Source organism: Nostoc sp. DedQUE09 (genome assembly GCF_034530915.1).
In the GTDB taxonomy this organism is placed as follows: domain Bacteria; phylum Cyanobacteriota; class Cyanobacteriia; order Cyanobacteriales; family Nostocaceae; genus Nostoc.
Genome location: NZ_JAVRCE010000011.1, coordinates 55,163 through 70,456 on the forward strand (window position 1 = coordinate 55,163; position 15,294 = coordinate 70,456).

A 15,294-nucleotide genomic window follows, 5' to 3' on the forward strand; every position below is an offset into this window, starting at 1 on the left:
TTTGTATATCGACTCTAAAAGCAGGGCTGCTTCATTCCCTAAAACAGGTAAAATAGCTAGTATTGAGGGAATAAAAAATTATGAGTGCCAATCTGATTGAAGCAGGAATCACGACACTTCGAGTGGTGTGAGGTTTAATCCCCACATTGCCAAAAAAACTTGTCAGTCAATTATAGATACTGGCAATCCTGCAATACGATCGAGATACACCAATTAGAAGTATCTCTCTATGCCAGTGCTGAAAAATTACATTGCTTTTGGGCTGATAAAAGATGATGGCAACTTTAGAAGCAAATACAACGACACTTAGTAGTGTTAAAAATCACAACTTGCAATAGTAAAATTAATTAAACTTACTGCTAATTCCTCTAAAAACAACTTATGCAACACTTTTTATTAACTTGGCTTGGTACTGCGGTAGCGTTATTAATTACTTCTAAAATCGTTGATGGTTTCGTTGTCAATAATTTTGTTGTAGCCCTTGTTGCCGCACTAGTTATCGGGCTAGTTAATGCCTTTATCAGACCAATTTTGCGTCTTTTGACATTTCCTATTACCTTACTCACCTTTGGTTTATTTACATTTGTGATCAATGCTTTAACCCTTTGGTTAGCAAGTGCCTTAACTCCTGGTTCTGGTTTTGAGATTCGGGGCTTTTTACCTGCTTTGTTAGGTTCAATTGTGCTAGCTATTGTATCTAGCATAATTAACTATTTTTTGAGAGTTGTTGACTAGAAAAATTGGGAAATTGTAATACTAATATTTGAAGCTTGGGCAACAGCTAGCGTTACCGCTCCTAGTTGCCCTTGTATTTGGAAAATTTGTTTAGAAACTAAGAACTTCACCCGCAATGCTTCTGTGCTGGTAAAAGCGTAAGCACTCAACAATGGGGTTTGAGTAGCTGCAAGAATAGCAGCTGCCTCTGCTACGCTAGGTGTACCTACTTTATCGTCGGTAATTGTGGCAGGGTTGGGAACACAGACAGAGCGAAGGATTTGGGCAGAAAAGGTTTTTAGGGGCAAATTGCGTCGGTTGCAAAGTTCTATTAAACCAACTTCCGAGGCTTTAGTGTCAATGGTAGCAATCCCTGCGATCGCACTTGGAAAAAGTTGATTTTCTCGAAATACTTGCTCAATTGCCAGATCAATCAACTGCCATGATGTTCCCCGTTTACAACCGATTCCTACCCATAAAACCTGTTGTAATTGGTGTATTTCCTTACTCAGTCCGTCAGAGTTTGACATGATTGGGTTTACTCCAACAGCCAACCAAATAAATTTCCTACCGTCAGCCTCAACTCACTTGCAAAATCTGGCACTGGAAGTAAACTTTCTAGTTCATCCAACATGACTGGCTGTTGATTGCGGATGTACACAAATACCGTTTGTTCTTCTGGATCGATCAGCCAACCCATTTGTGTTTCATAATTCAAGCAATGTAAAATATTTTTTGTAACTTTCGTTTGTCTTTGGTCAGGCGATAGAATCTCAATAGTCCAATCAGGAGCGGCTGAAAATAAATTTGCTACCCTGCCATTTTCTTTGCGAGGTATTCTCTCCCAGGTAAATACCGCTACATCCGGGACAATTGATCTGCCGCCAAAAGTACACCGCAGTTCTGGATATGCTCGTGCAACTTTTTGGGGTTTTAAGATAGCATTAATCAAAATAATCAGTTCACCTTGAATAGTGCTATCTTCTCCCTGTGCCATTGGTTTTTGAATAATTTGGCCATCGAGGTATTCACTAGCAAGCTTGGTTTCTGGTAAGATTAGAAACTCTGCCAAAGTTATATTTTTTGATGGTGTCCGTACCATAAGTGATCGCCTCCAGTCCAGCAATTCTAATTAAAAAACGGCAAAGTACACAAAGAAAAAATCAGCTTAACTCTTACTCTGCGTACCTTTGCGTTAAAAAAAATATTACATCCTTTCCAATACCTGAATTCCCAATAAAGATAATCCCAACTTCAGAGTTCTAGCAGTCAAATCACACAGAATCAAGCGAGATGTGCGCTGCGGTTCCTCCACTTGGAGTATAGGACAGCGATCATAGAATTGGTTAAACTTCTGACTCAGTTCAAACAAATACTCACATAAACGATTGGGCAGCAAATCTTGCTCTACACTACTAATAACTTCATCCAGTTGAAGTAAATATTTTGCTAGTGTTAATTCTGTTTCATGCTGCAACAAAATGGCATTATTTCCCAACTCTTTAAAATTAATATCACCCTTACGACTAATCCCATGAATCCGTGCATAAACATATAGCATATAGGGCGCAGTATTACCTTTAAGATCCAGCATTTTGTCGTAGCTGAAGATGTAATTACTGGTGCGATTTTGGCTTAAGTCTGCATACTTAACTGCGCTGATTCCAACTACCCTAGCAACTTCATTAATAAATTCTTCAGTTTCTTGACGTTCTTCTTTTTGTAATCTAGTTTTTAGGTCAGCATGGGCACGAGAAACAGCTTCATCTAATAAATCCCGCAACCGTACAGTATCACCAGAACGAGTTTTAAATTTCTTACCATCTTCTCCTAACACCAGCCCAAAGGGAACATGGACTAATTCCACATCGTCAGGAATCCATCCGGCTTTGCGTGCTACTTGGAAAAATTGGGCAAAGTGGTTTCCTTGTCCAGCATCTGTTACATAAATTATCCGCTTTGCTTCATCCTGCTGAATTCGGTAGCGCAGAGATGCTAAATCTGTTGTGGCGTAGTTATAACCGCCATCTGATTTCTGCACAATTAAGGGCAAAGGTTCACCTTCTCTATTTGTAAACCCTTCCAAGAAAACACATTTTGCCCCTTGATTTTCAACCAGTAACCCAGATTTATCCAAATCTTCTACAACCCCAGATAGTAAAGGGTTATAGAAAGATTCTCCGCGTTCAGTTAACTTGATATCCAGCAACTCATAAATTACTTGAAACTCCAGCCGCGACTGTTCGCACAAGAGTTTCCAAGCATGGAGTGTATCTTCTGCACCTGCTTGTAGTCTGACGACTTCTTGGCGTGCTGTTTCTTGAAAAGCTTCATCGGCATCAAAGCGAAGTTTGGCTTTGCGATAAAAAGAGACTAAATCACCAATATCTAAAGCATTAGCGGTGGTAAGCGCGTCTGGGTAAACTTCCCGCAGATAGGCGATTAACATTCCAAACTGCGTACCCCAATCACCGACATGATTTAACCGCAGTACATCGTGTCCTTGAAATTCTAAAATCCGGGCGATGGAATCACCAATAATCGTCGAACGCAAGTGTCCGACGTGCATTTCTTTAGCAATATTGGGACTGGAAAAATCCACAATTTCCCGCTTCGGGGTTTTTGCGGCTGGAACTCCCAGTCTGGGATCGGCTTGAATCGCGTTTAGTTGTGCTTCTAAGTATGCTGTTTTCAGTTTCAGATTGATAAATCCTGGCCCAGCAATTTCCGGTGGTTCACAGATTTCGGATACATCTAGTTTCTCAACGATCGCACCTGCGATCACTCTTGGTTGCAATCCTTTCTTTTTACTCAGGGATAAAGCCACATTCGCCTGATAATCGCCAAATTTAGGATTACTAGCAGGAACCAAAATTGGATCTACTCCAGCGAAGTCAGCACCAAAAGCAGCGATTAAAGCCTGCTCTACCTGAGCTTTTAGTTTTTCTTGTGTAGCGTTCATATATAGATTTTATCTGTGAAAGGGGGAATGTAGCTCTGGAAAAGCTTGATTATTTTAACCTTAAAAGATATTCATCAAGCCTAAGCAAAGACTGTCATTTTAAGGTACAACCCCCTTAAATTGTCTCCCATCCTCGGCATAACTTTTAGATTCTGACGATACCGAAGTCGATTTTGACAGACTACTGCTAGTTAATCAAGCCAACGAAAGCGTAGTACGTAGTAAACGCTTTAGCGCTTAAAACAAAGACTAAACTTATTTCCCCAGGTTTCATGGATTTGATAGATTACTACGTTTCCCAACGTAAGTACGGAGATCAACTCTATTTCTATAGCAGCGTATTAACTAAGCCTTGACTTAGTTGATACGGATGACGCCGCACTATTATTTATCTACCTCGTTTAAATGAAAATTCTTATAGATTAAGCTTTTAGCTTTTCACTATAAAGATTGTATATCTGATTTTCATAAAATATATATATTATTCATTAAGTTTTAATTATGCATAAGTTTAATTACTAAGTGTTAATAACAGTCTAATACCAAATCAAAAATGTCTTTTTTCAGTAAAAATACTTTAGATAAAGAGCTATTTAAATATACTAGCAAAAGTAAATAAACAGATTGACGTTGCAGAACTGTGGCTGTTAGAAGTAAGAAACAACTGAAGACAGATAGCTGCTCAAAAAGCATTATCACAATTGTTTTTCCTACTTAATGGCTCATAATATGAAATCTAATTTATTCACTGCCTTGATTGCCGCTACAGCTACCTTAACCGGATTAGTTTCCCAAGTAGAAGCTGCATCTGCTGCTGGTTTTAATTGGAATAGTTCATGGACTCAACCAACTGTATATAATAAGTCTCAAACTGGTTTTAATGACGCTCCTTTTCAACAATTTGTCCAAGCAGAAAGTGTTGCCCTTCCAAACAGCGGACAATTTAAATTAGACCCTAATAAATTAAACCTAAAATACGACCACAATGTTTCTGTTTATTTTATCAATGAGGGTGCAGGTTATAGAAATCAGTTAGCCTTTGAAGCTACAGGAACTACTAATAAGTCTGGGCTGCTTTTTAATGATATTTCCTGTCAAGGAAATGGATGTGTTAGTGGTAACTGGGGTGGTAACGCATTAAAACTAGGTGATGGGGTCAAAGTTGGCAATGTTACCGCAGGTACTCAACTTGACTTCTGGTTAAGAGCTGATGGTTTGAACCGTGGTACCTCTGCCAATATCTTTGGTACTGATACTGCTTCTAACGCTGACGGGCTACAGCACACAGTTGCTTATGCTTACAACAACTACATCCTCCTAGCATTCGAGGATTTATACGGTGGTTTACACGCTTCAGGGGTAGATTCTGCAACTGGTAAGAGAAACGAAGGTTCCGATCGCGATTTCAATGATGTTGTTGTCGTTCTTGATATCGGCGAGGCAAATGTTAAAGCGTTAATTGGTGCTACCGTTCCTGAACCATCTGTTACTCTATCAATGTTTGCAGTGGGAGCAGTTGGTATGTTTGGATTGCGCCGCCGCCGTCAAAGTCGCACTTCTAACTAAACTTTGAGACGGTGCTGGTGCTTAATATAAGGTGCATTTAGTTCCATTGGAAAATAACAGGCGATCGATCGCATTTTCACCCGTATAAATAATAGACTTCTTGCAAAAGTCGGGGTAAAGGGGAAGGGGAAAAGGGTAAAAAACTCAAAATCCCTTCCCTTTAACCTTTTCCCTTTTCTCTAAGAGTGCAAAAATATATTTTTGCAAGAGGTCTAATGTACGGGTGATTTTAGGTTTGTAGTGGCATTTATATTTTATCTATTGCGATCGCGTTCTAAATCATCAATCACTTTTTGCAAATACCACTCGTCTGACATCCCAGGATGGTAATCTTTGTTTTGCTGAATCAATCGTTCGGCAATTTCCCAGTATCCCCCAACCATTCGTAAAAGTCGCTGACGTAGCAGGTGATATTTTTGCTTTTTTGACTCTGGACTAAATTTCTGGATTTTTTCTAGGCTATTTAAGACTTGTTGATAATTTTCCCAGTCTTCTTGTTCGCAAAAGATACTCCCCGCCCGTTGATAATCTTCGACAGCATTTTGTATTTCTTCTAAGCAAGTATAGGCAATGCCACGATTGTAGTAAGCTTGGGCCTCATCAGAATTAATTTGCAACGCTTGGGTGTAATCTTGAATTGCACTGAGATAATTACCCATTGTCCGATAGACATTACCTCTGGCAATATAAACTAAGACATCTTCGGGTTGCATCTGAACTGCTTGGTTAAGATCCGCGATCGCACCTTGATGATCTCCCAAGACAGAACGTGCTTTACCTCGGTTGCGATAGACAATAGCATCTTGAAAATTTAGTCGTAATGCTTGATTAAAATCTGCGATCGCTTCTCGATAATTCCCGATTTTACAACGTACAACCCCACGACAGCAGTAAGCTTGGGCATCTTGCGGATCGGCTTTTAATACCCAGTTTAAATCGGCGAGTGCTTCTTGAGTATCTCCCTTTTCAGCCTTTTCTAATAATTGCGTGAAATAATCATTGGTAGATAAAATAGGTGCATTGATGGAACGCGATTCCTCAAGGACAGGTAATTCTTTAGGTTGTAGCTGTTTAATTCGTTCCAAAGACAGACGACAATTCTCTTTGTCGTGTTGTTCTAGATATAACCCAGCAGCTTTTTTAAAGTTAGCGATCGCATCTTGAATAAAACCCTGTTTGCGCCGCACCATTCCCCGTAGGTTATAAGCAGCAGCATAATTGAGATTGAGACGAATTGCGCGTTCAACATCATCTAGCGCCCCCGATAAATTTTTCAGCGCTACCCTAGCCAATCCTCGACAATAATATGCCTCTACACTCTCAGGATTCAGCTTCAGGGCTTCAGTATAATCTGAAACAGCTTTCAGAATTGCTCCTGAGTCATAATGTGCTAAACCCCGTTGCAAATAAGCTTCGCTAAAGTAAGGTGTCAGTTGTAAAGCATGGTTAAATTCCTCAATTGCTCCCGTGTAATCTTTTCGCCTAGCCTTTTCCAATCCTTTATTGTAGAATTCGTCATTCATGGCATTTGTTTGGTTGATTCAGTTAATTGAATTCCAGCAGGCTTGTTTTGTAGCCTAACCTATGCACTCACCTCCATATTTTAAGTATATTTCATAGTTTTTGTGAAATAAAACCAACACACACCCTAAGTTTTGATAAATGGAATATTGTACACATCCAGATTTAGGAGTTCAGTTTAGTGAAAATATCACGAATAAAATTTGTGTAATGATTCAGCAGTTTATGGCTATGTATTAAATATGAGCCATCAACTTTAATAAACCATTATCAGCTAGATTATGTCCAATTCATAATAAAAAATTGGGGAAATGACTACATTCAATTCCCCATATCTCGCAGATTGTAAAATATTTACGGTTAACTAGAATTCAGAGTTTAAGAAACAGCAGAATAATTGTGGAATCAATATACTAATAATACTGAATTGATTCTGCTTTCTGAGTGCTGAATTCTCGGACTAAAATTATTCTGAAAGCAAGCTGGGAGAAGTCAGAACAAAAACATCCCAATTTCCTTGAGCCTCAGTTTGTGGTTTTATAGGATTAGCATAGTGGAAAAACTCATGGTCATTAACCAATAGGAGTTCTCCCGGATTGAGAATTTTGCTAAATACAGGCTTTTCTTTTTTGGCAGTATACAAATGTGTTTCTCCACCCTGAATATTCTCTCTATCTACTGAGAATATGCCAATAAAATCAGTGCCATCTTGATGGATACCTTCAGGTGCTGGATTACCAAAATTATCTGGAGAACAACTAATTCTAATTTGATGAACTCCGATTTCAGCTTCAGGATGAAGTTTACAAGAATCACTAAATGCTAAAACAAGATTTTTGAAAATATCAAGTTCTATGAGTGCATCATCTAATTCTGCAAACTCTCTTTTGATGTCACCCGCTAATCGATTATACTCTTTACTTTGAAAGAAGACGCCATGAGGTAATTTGATTAACTCATTTCCAGAGACTGTGAACCGAGATAATCTTCTAGAACGATAATTGTTTTTGATATAAGGGTCAAGAGGCATATTATTAAAAAATGCCTTGAAACCTTCTAAACTGATGGAATTTACCTTTCTAAGAGTAAATAGAAAAGCATATTCTAATTCCGTCGCTGTCCACACTTTTTGCATAGGATTTACCTCCTTGCACGTTGAAATTCTCCCAGATTCTTATGGGAGGCTTGTAATATTTAGTATATGCTACTTTTTATTACTATGTTGTCAATTTGACTACAAAAATTGACAATTCATGATATATGAAGTTGCTCAAATTCTGTCACAGGGCAGAGTAGCTGCTGAAAAGATTTGCAGATATGGGTTCGGTGGGCAAAGAATCAACGTATATTTACAAACAGCAACAAGGTTTCATAATGATAGATTGGCTTTACCGTTACCCACCTTTGTATCTTGGTAATAGATTACAATGCTTATATGTTCGGTTAACAAAAACTGAATAATCAATTTTGAGCATTTATTGAGCATTATGGTAAACAGCAACAAAACGCCAACCGGGAAAACTTCCAAGGGTAAAGTATCAATCTACGTAGAGAAAGGCAGAATCAAGGCTAGGCTACCGAGGCAATATTTCGGGGGGGAACAGCCACGAATAGCGCTAGGGATGGACGCTAACGAGGCGAATATGGCTAGAGCGCAAAGGTTAGCTGAGAGAATGACGCTTGACTTGCAGGATGGATGTTTTGATGAGACTCTAGCTAAGTACGGCATCATTGCTGACTTGAAACTTAAAGGCAACGCAGCAACTTCGGATGACCAGCTACCACCAAAACCAGAACTGTCCTTAATGGAAGTTTGGGATATGTACTGTGAGTACAGAAAGCAAGGATTAAGGGAAAGCAATTACACAATTAAATTCCAAGGTCAATACAAAAATTTCCTTGAGTCAGCCATTGAGGCTACAAAATCAGAGGATGCTATCAAGATTAGGAACTGGTTAGTAGAAAATAGAAATTTAGAAACTGTCTCAAGAGTGCTATCTAATATTTCTAAGTCCTATCGGTTAGGAATGAAAAATAGACTATTGACCCATAACCCATTTGAAGGGATGGCAGAGGAAATAACCACAAAGGGCGCTAGAGGTAAGACTCAAGATGAGATTGATGTAGAAAACGATGACGATGTGCTTAATAAAGCAAAAGCCTATACATGGAATGAAGCGCAAACAATACTTGAGTACGCTAAAAAAAAGCCACACTGGTTTAACCCTCTTAAATTCAAATTCCTCACTGGCTGTAGGACTGGTGAAGTAATAGCACTAATGTGGTGTGATGTTGAATGGGATAAGGAAAGAATTTTAATTCGTAGAACATACGATAGCGCAACCAAGAAATTCTATCCACTGAAGAATGATAGAACTTACAAAGGAGAGGAGGTAAGGAAGTTCCCGATGCCTAAAGATAGAGAGTTATGGAATTTTTTGAAATTAATTCCTCCCGGAGATCCCAATGAAGTAGTTTTTAAGTCTATGCACGGGAAAATGATCGATGACAGTTCTTTTTACTATTTTTGGAAGGGAAGCAAGGGGACTGCTTCTAAAAGGGCAAGCAAGGGCATTATCTCAATACTAATAGAGCAAGGCAAGCTTACCAAGTACCTATCCCCCTACAACACACGGCATACGTTTATTACTCATGCTGTTTTTGATTTAGGTATTGATGAAAAAATTGTCAGTAAATGGTGTGGTCATCAAATAGAGGTGTCAAATAAATACTACCAAGATGTAGCTATTTTTGCTGAAAAAATTAATCCACATGAACCTCAACAACAATCAAAGATTGATTTACTTGAGCAAAAGTTGGCTGAACAACAGGAGTTAATCAATCGATTGATGCAAGGTAAGGAATGACATCTAACAGCAATACAACAATGTTGACATACAAAGAACTTTGCAAAACAAAGTCATCTAATAAATTCGTTATTAAACACTCTCACGATCATCAAGTCATTGAAATGAATTGTCGATATAAAGAGGTGGCACATCATGAGACATCGGAAGGGTATATTGTTGTGGAGTATAAGCGACTAAAGGTGGTCACTCGTGACAAGATACTCTCATCCTTAGCTATTATGTACGTCAATGGGCACTCATCTCACATTGGTGGTTACAGCAGTAGCGAATTAATCTTTGACTATGAAACCAGAATGAATGATCGAATTATCGTCGGAGTTCATATCAGGGATATTGAATACTTTATAAGGAAAAATGAACGCGGGATAACTCCTGAGCAACTAGTGAAATTATTGAAACATTACAAACACCTTCCGAGCGACTACCAAATAAAAGACGACAAAGCTAAAGCACCAGTAAAAACAATTCAACAAACCATTGATTGAATAAATAATCCGAGAGCATTACCTCAAGCTTGACATCGAAAGAATAAGCCTTCCAACGATTGTGAAGTAGCAGGGCATGCCCATAAAAAGCGGATGCCATCTTAGATGACACCCGCGATACTATCCGAGATGACATCCTATGGTGTCATCTTTTTTTGTAGGGTATACCCGCATCTAGCATTAACCGAATATCCGCTCTCTGCTGGCAGAAAAAACAACAATCCAAACCTTGCGTAAGTGAGCAAACTTTAACACCTAGCGCCAAAATCGCCTTTAAGGCACTTGCGCCAAGTTAACGGTAGTTTATGATGCTTAGGGACATTCATGGTCGTTTATGACGCTTGTAGACGGCTATTTACTCGCGCTAGATCAAAAGTCAGGAAACGATAAGCTTAGAAGTCACCTTTCAATCGAGAGTTAAAAACCCCAAAAACATCGAGCCATACAGCCTCCAACAGAAAAAGTTATTCTAGAACCTTAAGGTATTGGAAAAACATTTTCTTCTAGCGAGTGGCTAACTCACGACAATCCGATTAACACTTGACCCTCAATCGGGTAAGTTGCCAAGAAAGATTGCTTTCCACTGTTCCACTGTTACGTGTGGATAACGTAGCGCCCACTCTTTCGCTCTTAACTCAAGCTCTATCACGTGGTCATTGTCATCTTGGATATGTGGTCTTGGGTATGTCGCAAAATGGGTGTTATCGCGGGTAACACCTTCGATGCTACCGAAGGTAACACCCAATTTGCAAGGGTCATTAGCGTACTCTATATCTAAGGGTTCCTCGTCTGGTAAACTCATAGGAACTTGTCTCAATACTGCGCTTATTAATGACTGTGCATAGTCTTCAGCCCACATAGGGTCTATTTTGCAACATACAAGCTTTTGTCCATCCCAAGTTAAAGACAGCAAGCTGTATTCGTCACATATTTCTCTAATCCAGCAGTTTAATGAACCTAAGCAAAAAATGAAGGTAATAGGTCTGTAGAACTGTACGATATTGTTTTTCATTGTTAGTATTATTGTTGTTGTCAGAATGAATATTATTAGCACTGGTTTTTAGTGCATAGGACTCTCTCGTTAGTTTGCAGCTATTGAGAGAGTCTTGTTATTTTCGATGCCACTAAGTCACATCTGTGTGGTCAACGAAAGAGGTTCATCTATTGGCACACCACTTAATTACCGCTTGCCAAAAATCTTTACTTCCACCACGAACACTTAGGTCACGGTGACAAGCATTGTTAAAAGGGTGAACGTGTAGAGTTATGTAATCTCTGATGTCTTTTGGCTTGTGGTGCGAAGCAATTTCATCTAATACGTGAGAAGGGTAACACTTATCTCGAAATGCTAGAAGTGCTTTGTTTTTCAGTGTGAGATTTTTACTGTTAACAATTTCTACACTGGGTTCCTTATTTGATGTCAAATCATGTGCAGTATTGTTGCAATACATTGATGCGTAGTCGCAAGCCGCAGGTAATCCACTCGTGCTGCTAGAGTTCGGAGAGTTGCTAGTGTTGATGGATGATAATGCTATCATGGTATTGATTATTAGACATTTTTGTTTTGTTCCCCTTTGATAGCTGGTAACTATTAAAGGGGAAATTGAGTTAATGGACTAAAAAAAAATCAATCATTCACAGTAAACATCACGGCTTCCGACAGAAGTTGTGTCTTGCACTCATCATCTGTCAGGCTAGCTACTCGTTTCTGTAGTGATTCTATTCTTGCTTCCAAAAAAGCTCTTTTGGATCTTATACGCTCAATTTTCTCAAGGCATAAGTTATAAATTTCGATTTTTGCATCGTGACTCAGGGTAATTACTTCGTTATCAGACATTTTCTGTTCCTTGTATTGACGTGTTTTGTTATTGGTAGTTTAGGGACTTGCCAGGGTCGCAAAAGCTAAATTTTTTTTAGAGACAGGAAGCTTATTTGATATTTAATGCGGTTTTGTCTCGCGATTCATTATCTTGAATATTTTCTTGGTTGTCTGCGTAAATATTAGTGGTATCAATTCCTAGCCTGTTCAGAAGGAATCTAAGCACCGAAACAAGCTTACGGGCTTGCTCATAGCGTGGTGATGTAATCTTCTCTTCACAAGTTCTTTCCCATATATCAACCTCTTTCTCTAAGTCAATTAAAAGTAGGTAGATGTCATCTAATTTGTCAGCAATAGAGATTGGGACGTATTTTTGCATTACCTCTCCTGCATACTTCTTCTTTCTACCTGAACCTGGCTTTCTTGTGCCTGTTTTCGGAACACCTCTAGGCATTGTTTTCTTCCTTCTCGTATGCGAATAAATGTCGGTCTGGGTCGTGTCCGTTATCAATGCTTGTTTGTACTGCTTCAATCCGATTTTTCAGTGCTTTATAGCGCTCATCAAGTTCGGTAAAGTTTTCAATTATTGTTTGAGGTGTTACCTCTTCATCCGTTAAGCCCATAACGAGAGCGACAAGCCTTGTGGACTCAATACTCAATTGGAGTGCTTGAGACTGAATAGTTTTAAATTTGTACCCTGGTGAGTTCATAACTTTCTCTCGGTGACAGTAGTTTCAAGTGACAGTGGTTTATACCCAACAGTAACAGCGCTATGGAAGTGATGAATCTCTAAATCCCTTGCTGTGCTTGATATATATCATTTATAACAGACAAATAAAAAACGTCAACTATTTATCTGTTATAAATAAAAGACAAGCCACAACGTATGCTGTGACTGGATTATAAGAGTTATTGGTTTTGTTTGTACTATTTCTCTGTTTTTCTTGCACTCTCAAGCACCAGACACTGATATCCCCCTTGCTGATACCCCTACTTTTCGGATGCCACCCCGGATAACACCTTGGATGTTACCGTGGATGACACCCAATTTTCGTACCCCTACTTCCCGCCCTTTGTATTCCCGGCATTGAAGTAAGGATTAAGTGCTTTTGCCCTTGCAAGTACCTCTGTGCAACGAATGTACTCTTCACCCACATCAGCGTAAGTGCTGGTAAAGGCTTTTGCCTCGTTCGCTTCATCACGTATCGCAGCCAGTAATTCTGTCCTGAGTTCTGCTAACACTTTCTCGGTAGTAGAGATTTTTTGGCGTATTGACTCTACCCTTGAGTGCAATTCTGTAAGCTTGACTTTGTGTGACTCGTTAAGAGTATGTAATTGGGTTCTTTGTGTAGCAAGTGTCTTAAGAATGCGTTCGCACTCAAGGAAGTATTTACGGATTACCTTGCCTTGTGGAGTGCCTGACATCATCGCAAGATGCTTGAAGCAGTCAATTGTTAAAGTGATGTACTTACCTGGTCTCCCACCGTTTGACGCTTTTTTCCCTAAAGTCAAAAAGTCTATACCTTCCTCGAAATTCGCAACAAGGCACTCCAATGCTTTGTTTTTAGAACCCCACCCTAACCACTGCCAGGCGTTATCAAGGTCTATTGGGAATTGCTCATCTGACTGGTAGAGAGAAAGTGCTAGTGATCGGTCAAAATTCAAGTTTGCCATTTTCCTTGTGTTGTAAATCGTGTGTTCTTTATCGTTATTTCAGCCATTGCTTTGACGACATCGAGAAAAGTGTATTTAGCAAGGAAAGGAGGTAAGATAAAAACACACAATTTACACACACAAGTCAGCGTCAGCGGTACTCTACGGCATCAAAAAAAAGCCGTAGAGTACGCGATATTTGAGGGCATGACCTTTCGTACAAGGTGAATGATTGTATTGAGGTTGGCTCATCATTCGATTGAGCATTATTTGAGCATAGCTACTGTGTGCTAAAAGCTACCGAAAAGAGGTGCTTTGTACATAAAGATAGTAGTTTGAGCATTGTGTGAGCATTTTTTGGAGAATGATGGCTGAAAGTATTGATAATGTTCATATTTAAGTATCCACCTTTGTATTCTGGTATTTTACTCAAGCGTTACAAGCGGTTTTTTGCTGACGTTCAACTTACTTCTGGCGAAATAGTGACAGCACACTGTCCCAATACAGGGCCAATGACTGGAGTATCAACACCTCTAAGTTCGGTACAGCTTTCCAAAAGCGATAATCTTAACCGCAAATTGGCTTACACTTTAGAACTTATTCAGGTACATGACAATGAGCCGACTTGGGTAGGCATAAATACTTTTTTGCCCAATCGGGTGGTAAAACTAGCTTTGATGAAATACCTTTTTCCAGAATTGGGCAACTACAGCCAAATTAAGGGCGAAATGGTTTATGGGCTAGATAAAAAAAGTCGAGTGGATTTTTTCTTGACGGGGAGTGATGAGGAACGCCCGATTTACTTAGAAGTGAAAAATACAACTTTGTCTGAAGGGAGATTAGCCCTATTTCCTGACACGGAGACTACAAGAGGACAAAAACACTTGCGAGAACTGATGGCGTTATTACCTTTGACTCGTGCAGTGATGCTTTACTTTATCAATCGGGGTGATTGTATCGAGTTCTCCCCTGGCGATCGCACAGATCCTATATATGGTAAATTATTGCGGGATGCGATCGCTCTCGGTTTAGAAGTCTTACCTTGCCGTTTTGACATTTCCCCCGAAGGTATCCGTTATTTAGGTTTAGCAAAACTAAAAATTTGATTACATCTAAATTAAGAGAAACTAGCAATTACAACGCTTCTACACGCATAAAACAATAAATCCATCTAGATCCTGTCTAGATGGATTTGTTGGTAGTTGATGTTTACTAAAAAACATTCAACCAGTCTGTAATAAATAAACGACTATAGGTAGTCGTCACCCCAGAAATAGCGATCGCTATTCTGACGTTTGGTTATGCAGGAATCAAAACTGTGTCAATTACGTGGATGACACCGTTATCAGCAGCAACGTCTGCGGCTGCAACTGTTGCATCATTGATCTTAACGCCGTTAGATGCGTCAATTTTTACATCCGAACCTTCAACTGTTGTAGCTGTCTTCAGTTTAACTACATCAGCAGCCAGTACCTTGCCTGAGACAACATGATAGGTCAAGATTTTCTTGAGCTTGGGAATATCTTGAAGTAATGCGTCTACTGTACCTGCTGGAAGCTTGTTAAATGCTTCGTCAGTGGGTGCAAAGACGGTAAATGGGCCAGCACCTTGGAGTGTATCTACCAGACCAGCCGCTTCGATTGCTGCAACTAGTGTGTTAAAAGAACCATTGTTAGTAGCAGTTTCAATTATGTTGGCCATGTG

General features: G+C 39.4%; 17 protein-coding genes and 1 pseudogene. 6 read left to right on the top strand and 12 right to left on the bottom strand.

Annotated features, from left to right (window positions below; all coding sequences use genetic code 11):
• Positions 1-381: 381 nt before the first annotated feature.
• A complete protein-coding gene (locus RMY27_RS09475; protein WP_322662548.1) occupies positions 382-735 on the top strand; it encodes a phage holin family protein in 354 nt (117 codons plus the stop codon).
• Here RMY27_RS09475 and RMY27_RS09480 read toward each other — a convergent pair.
• From RMY27_RS09480 to argS, 3 genes are all read right to left on the bottom strand, one after another.
• On the bottom strand, positions 732-1,244 hold the full coding sequence (locus RMY27_RS09480) for a cobalamin biosynthesis protein (RefSeq protein WP_322662550.1): 513 nt from the start codon (positions 1,242-1,244) through the stop codon (positions 732-734). The two genes, RMY27_RS09475 and RMY27_RS09480, sit on opposite strands and share 4 nt — an antisense overlap.
• A gap of 8 nt (positions 1,245-1,252) precedes the next feature.
• Complete coding sequence (locus tag RMY27_RS09485) at positions 1,253-1,816, bottom strand: Uma2 family endonuclease (RefSeq protein WP_322662552.1); 564 nt, start codon at positions 1,814-1,816, stop codon at positions 1,253-1,255.
• A 105-nt stretch (positions 1,817-1,921) separates the two neighbouring features.
• Positions 1,922-3,676 (bottom strand): arginine--tRNA ligase, encoded by a 1,755-nt coding sequence (gene argS, locus RMY27_RS09490; RefSeq protein ID WP_322662554.1) that lies wholly within the window; start codon positions 3,674-3,676, stop codon positions 1,922-1,924.
• 729 nt (positions 3,677-4,405) lie between these two features.
• Between argS and RMY27_RS09495 the strand changes: the two genes are divergently transcribed.
• Positions 4,406-5,242 carry a DUF4114 domain-containing protein gene (locus RMY27_RS09495; RefSeq protein ID WP_322662556.1) on the top strand — a complete coding sequence of 279 codons (837 nt, stop codon included), beginning with the start codon at positions 4,406-4,408 and terminating at the stop codon, positions 5,240-5,242.
• Between the two features lie 254 nt (positions 5,243-5,496).
• Here the strand turns inward: RMY27_RS09495 and RMY27_RS09500 are convergent, their stop codons facing one another.
• Positions 5,497-6,765, bottom strand: coding sequence for a tetratricopeptide repeat protein (locus tag RMY27_RS09500; RefSeq protein WP_322662558.1), 1,269 nt, complete (start codon positions 6,763-6,765; stop codon positions 5,497-5,499).
• 244 nt (positions 6,766-7,009) lie between these two features.
• On the opposite strand from RMY27_RS09500, the pseudogene RMY27_RS09505 reads away from it, so the two are divergent.
• Positions 7,010-7,131 (top strand): annotated as a pseudogene (locus RMY27_RS09505) (DUF711 domain-containing protein); the annotation flags it as partial.
• A 98-nt stretch (positions 7,132-7,229) separates the two neighbouring features.
• On the opposite strand, the gene RMY27_RS09510 reads toward RMY27_RS09505, so the two are convergent.
• Positions 7,230-7,898: a 2OG-Fe dioxygenase family protein gene (locus RMY27_RS09510; protein ID WP_322662561.1), complete on the bottom strand. Its 669-nt coding sequence runs from the start codon at positions 7,896-7,898 to the stop codon at positions 7,230-7,232.
• Between the two features lie 508 nt (positions 7,899-8,406).
• Here RMY27_RS09510 and RMY27_RS09515 point away from each other — a divergent pair.
• The gene (locus RMY27_RS09515; protein WP_322662563.1) at positions 8,407-9,630 is read left to right on the top strand and encodes a site-specific integrase; all 1,224 of its coding nucleotides are present in this window, start codon (positions 8,407-8,409) and stop codon (positions 9,628-9,630) included.
• Complete coding sequence (locus RMY27_RS09520) at positions 9,627-10,118, top strand: hypothetical protein (protein ID WP_322662565.1); 492 nt, start codon at positions 9,627-9,629, stop codon at positions 10,116-10,118. Before RMY27_RS09515 ends, RMY27_RS09520 begins: the two co-directional genes overlap by 4 nt.
• Before the next feature lie 547 nt (positions 10,119-10,665).
• Here RMY27_RS09520 and RMY27_RS09525 read toward each other — a convergent pair.
• The 6 genes from RMY27_RS09525 to RMY27_RS09550 form a co-directional block, all read right to left on the bottom strand.
• Positions 10,666-10,920 (bottom strand): hypothetical protein, encoded by a 255-nt coding sequence (locus RMY27_RS09525; protein WP_322662568.1) that lies wholly within the window; start codon positions 10,918-10,920, stop codon positions 10,666-10,668.
• Positions 10,921-11,275: 355 nt separating this feature from the next.
• A complete protein-coding gene (locus RMY27_RS09530; RefSeq protein WP_322662570.1) occupies positions 11,276-11,656 on the bottom strand; it encodes a hypothetical protein in 381 nt (126 codons plus the stop codon).
• Positions 11,657-11,745: 89 nt separating this feature from the next.
• Entirely contained in the window at positions 11,746-11,955 is a 210-nt protein-coding gene (locus RMY27_RS09535; RefSeq protein ID WP_322662571.1) for a hypothetical protein, read from the bottom strand.
• A 91-nt stretch (positions 11,956-12,046) separates the two neighbouring features.
• Positions 12,047-12,391: a hypothetical protein gene (locus RMY27_RS09540; protein ID WP_322662573.1), complete on the bottom strand. Its 345-nt coding sequence runs from the start codon at positions 12,389-12,391 to the stop codon at positions 12,047-12,049.
• Positions 12,384-12,647 carry a hypothetical protein gene (locus RMY27_RS09545; RefSeq protein WP_322660401.1) on the bottom strand — a complete coding sequence of 88 codons (264 nt, stop codon included), beginning with the start codon at positions 12,645-12,647 and terminating at the stop codon, positions 12,384-12,386. The genes RMY27_RS09540 and RMY27_RS09545 overlap by 8 nt, the downstream gene beginning before the upstream one ends.
• A 349-nt stretch (positions 12,648-12,996) precedes the next feature.
• Positions 12,997-13,611, bottom strand: a complete 615-nt coding sequence (locus tag RMY27_RS09550; RefSeq protein WP_322662575.1) for an antA/AntB antirepressor family protein — start codon at positions 13,609-13,611, stop codon at positions 12,997-12,999.
• Between the two features lie 365 nt (positions 13,612-13,976).
• Here RMY27_RS09550 and sfsA point away from each other — a divergent pair, with 365 nt between their 5' ends.
• Positions 13,977-14,696, top strand: a complete 720-nt coding sequence (gene sfsA / locus RMY27_RS09555; protein ID WP_416212323.1) for a DNA/RNA nuclease SfsA — start codon at positions 13,977-13,979, stop codon at positions 14,694-14,696.
• Between the two features lie 193 nt (positions 14,697-14,889).
• On the opposite strand, the gene RMY27_RS09560 is transcribed toward sfsA, so the two are convergent.
• Positions 14,890-15,291, bottom strand: coding sequence for a fasciclin domain-containing protein (locus tag RMY27_RS09560; protein ID WP_322662579.1), 402 nt, complete (start codon positions 15,289-15,291; stop codon positions 14,890-14,892).
• Positions 15,292-15,294: the final 3 nt, after the last annotated feature.

Excerpts from the sequence above, each read along its gene's own strand:
- argS (WP_322662554.1), bottom strand. The coding sequence starts at position 3,676 with ATGAACGCTACACAAGAAAAACTAAAAGCTCAGGTAGAGCAGGCTTTA.
- RMY27_RS09545 (WP_322660401.1), bottom strand. The coding sequence starts at position 12,647 with ATGAACTCACCAGGGTACAAATTTAAAACTATTCAGTCTCAAGCACTC.
- RMY27_RS09530 (WP_322662570.1), bottom strand. The coding sequence starts at position 11,656 with ATGATAGCATTATCATCCATCAACACTAGCAACTCTCCGAACTCTAGC.
- RMY27_RS09500 (WP_322662558.1), bottom strand. The coding sequence starts at position 6,765 with ATGAATGACGAATTCTACAATAAAGGATTGGAAAAGGCTAGGCGAAAA.
- RMY27_RS09515 (WP_322662563.1), top strand. The coding sequence starts at position 8,407 with ATGGCTAGAGCGCAAAGGTTAGCTGAGAGAATGACGCTTGACTTGCAG.
- RMY27_RS09550 (WP_322662575.1), bottom strand. The coding sequence starts at position 13,611 with ATGGCAAACTTGAATTTTGACCGATCACTAGCACTTTCTCTCTACCAG.
- RMY27_RS09520 (WP_322662565.1), top strand. The coding sequence starts at position 9,627 with ATGACATCTAACAGCAATACAACAATGTTGACATACAAAGAACTTTGC.
- RMY27_RS09535 (WP_322662571.1), bottom strand. The coding sequence starts at position 11,955 with ATGTCTGATAACGAAGTAATTACCCTGAGTCACGATGCAAAAATCGAA.
- RMY27_RS09525 (WP_322662568.1), bottom strand. The coding sequence starts at position 10,920 with ATGAGTTTACCAGACGAGGAACCCTTAGATATAGAGTACGCTAATGAC.
- RMY27_RS09540 (WP_322662573.1), bottom strand. The coding sequence starts at position 12,391 with ATGCCTAGAGGTGTTCCGAAAACAGGCACAAGAAAGCCAGGTTCAGGT.
- RMY27_RS09475 (WP_322662548.1), top strand. The coding sequence starts at position 382 with ATGCAACACTTTTTATTAACTTGGCTTGGTACTGCGGTAGCGTTATTA.
- RMY27_RS09560 (WP_322662579.1), bottom strand. The coding sequence starts at position 15,291 with ATGGCCAACATAATTGAAACTGCTACTAACAATGGTTCTTTTAACACA.
- RMY27_RS09480 (WP_322662550.1), bottom strand. The coding sequence starts at position 1,244 with ATGTCAAACTCTGACGGACTGAGTAAGGAAATACACCAATTACAACAG.
- RMY27_RS09495 (WP_322662556.1), top strand. The coding sequence starts at position 4,406 with ATGAAATCTAATTTATTCACTGCCTTGATTGCCGCTACAGCTACCTTA.
- RMY27_RS09510 (WP_322662561.1), bottom strand. The coding sequence starts at position 7,898 with ATGCAAAAAGTGTGGACAGCGACGGAATTAGAATATGCTTTTCTATTT.
- RMY27_RS09485 (WP_322662552.1), bottom strand. The coding sequence starts at position 1,816 with ATGGTACGGACACCATCAAAAAATATAACTTTGGCAGAGTTTCTAATC.
- sfsA (WP_416212323.1), top strand. The coding sequence starts at position 13,977 with ATGTTCATATTTAAGTATCCACCTTTGTATTCTGGTATTTTACTCAAG.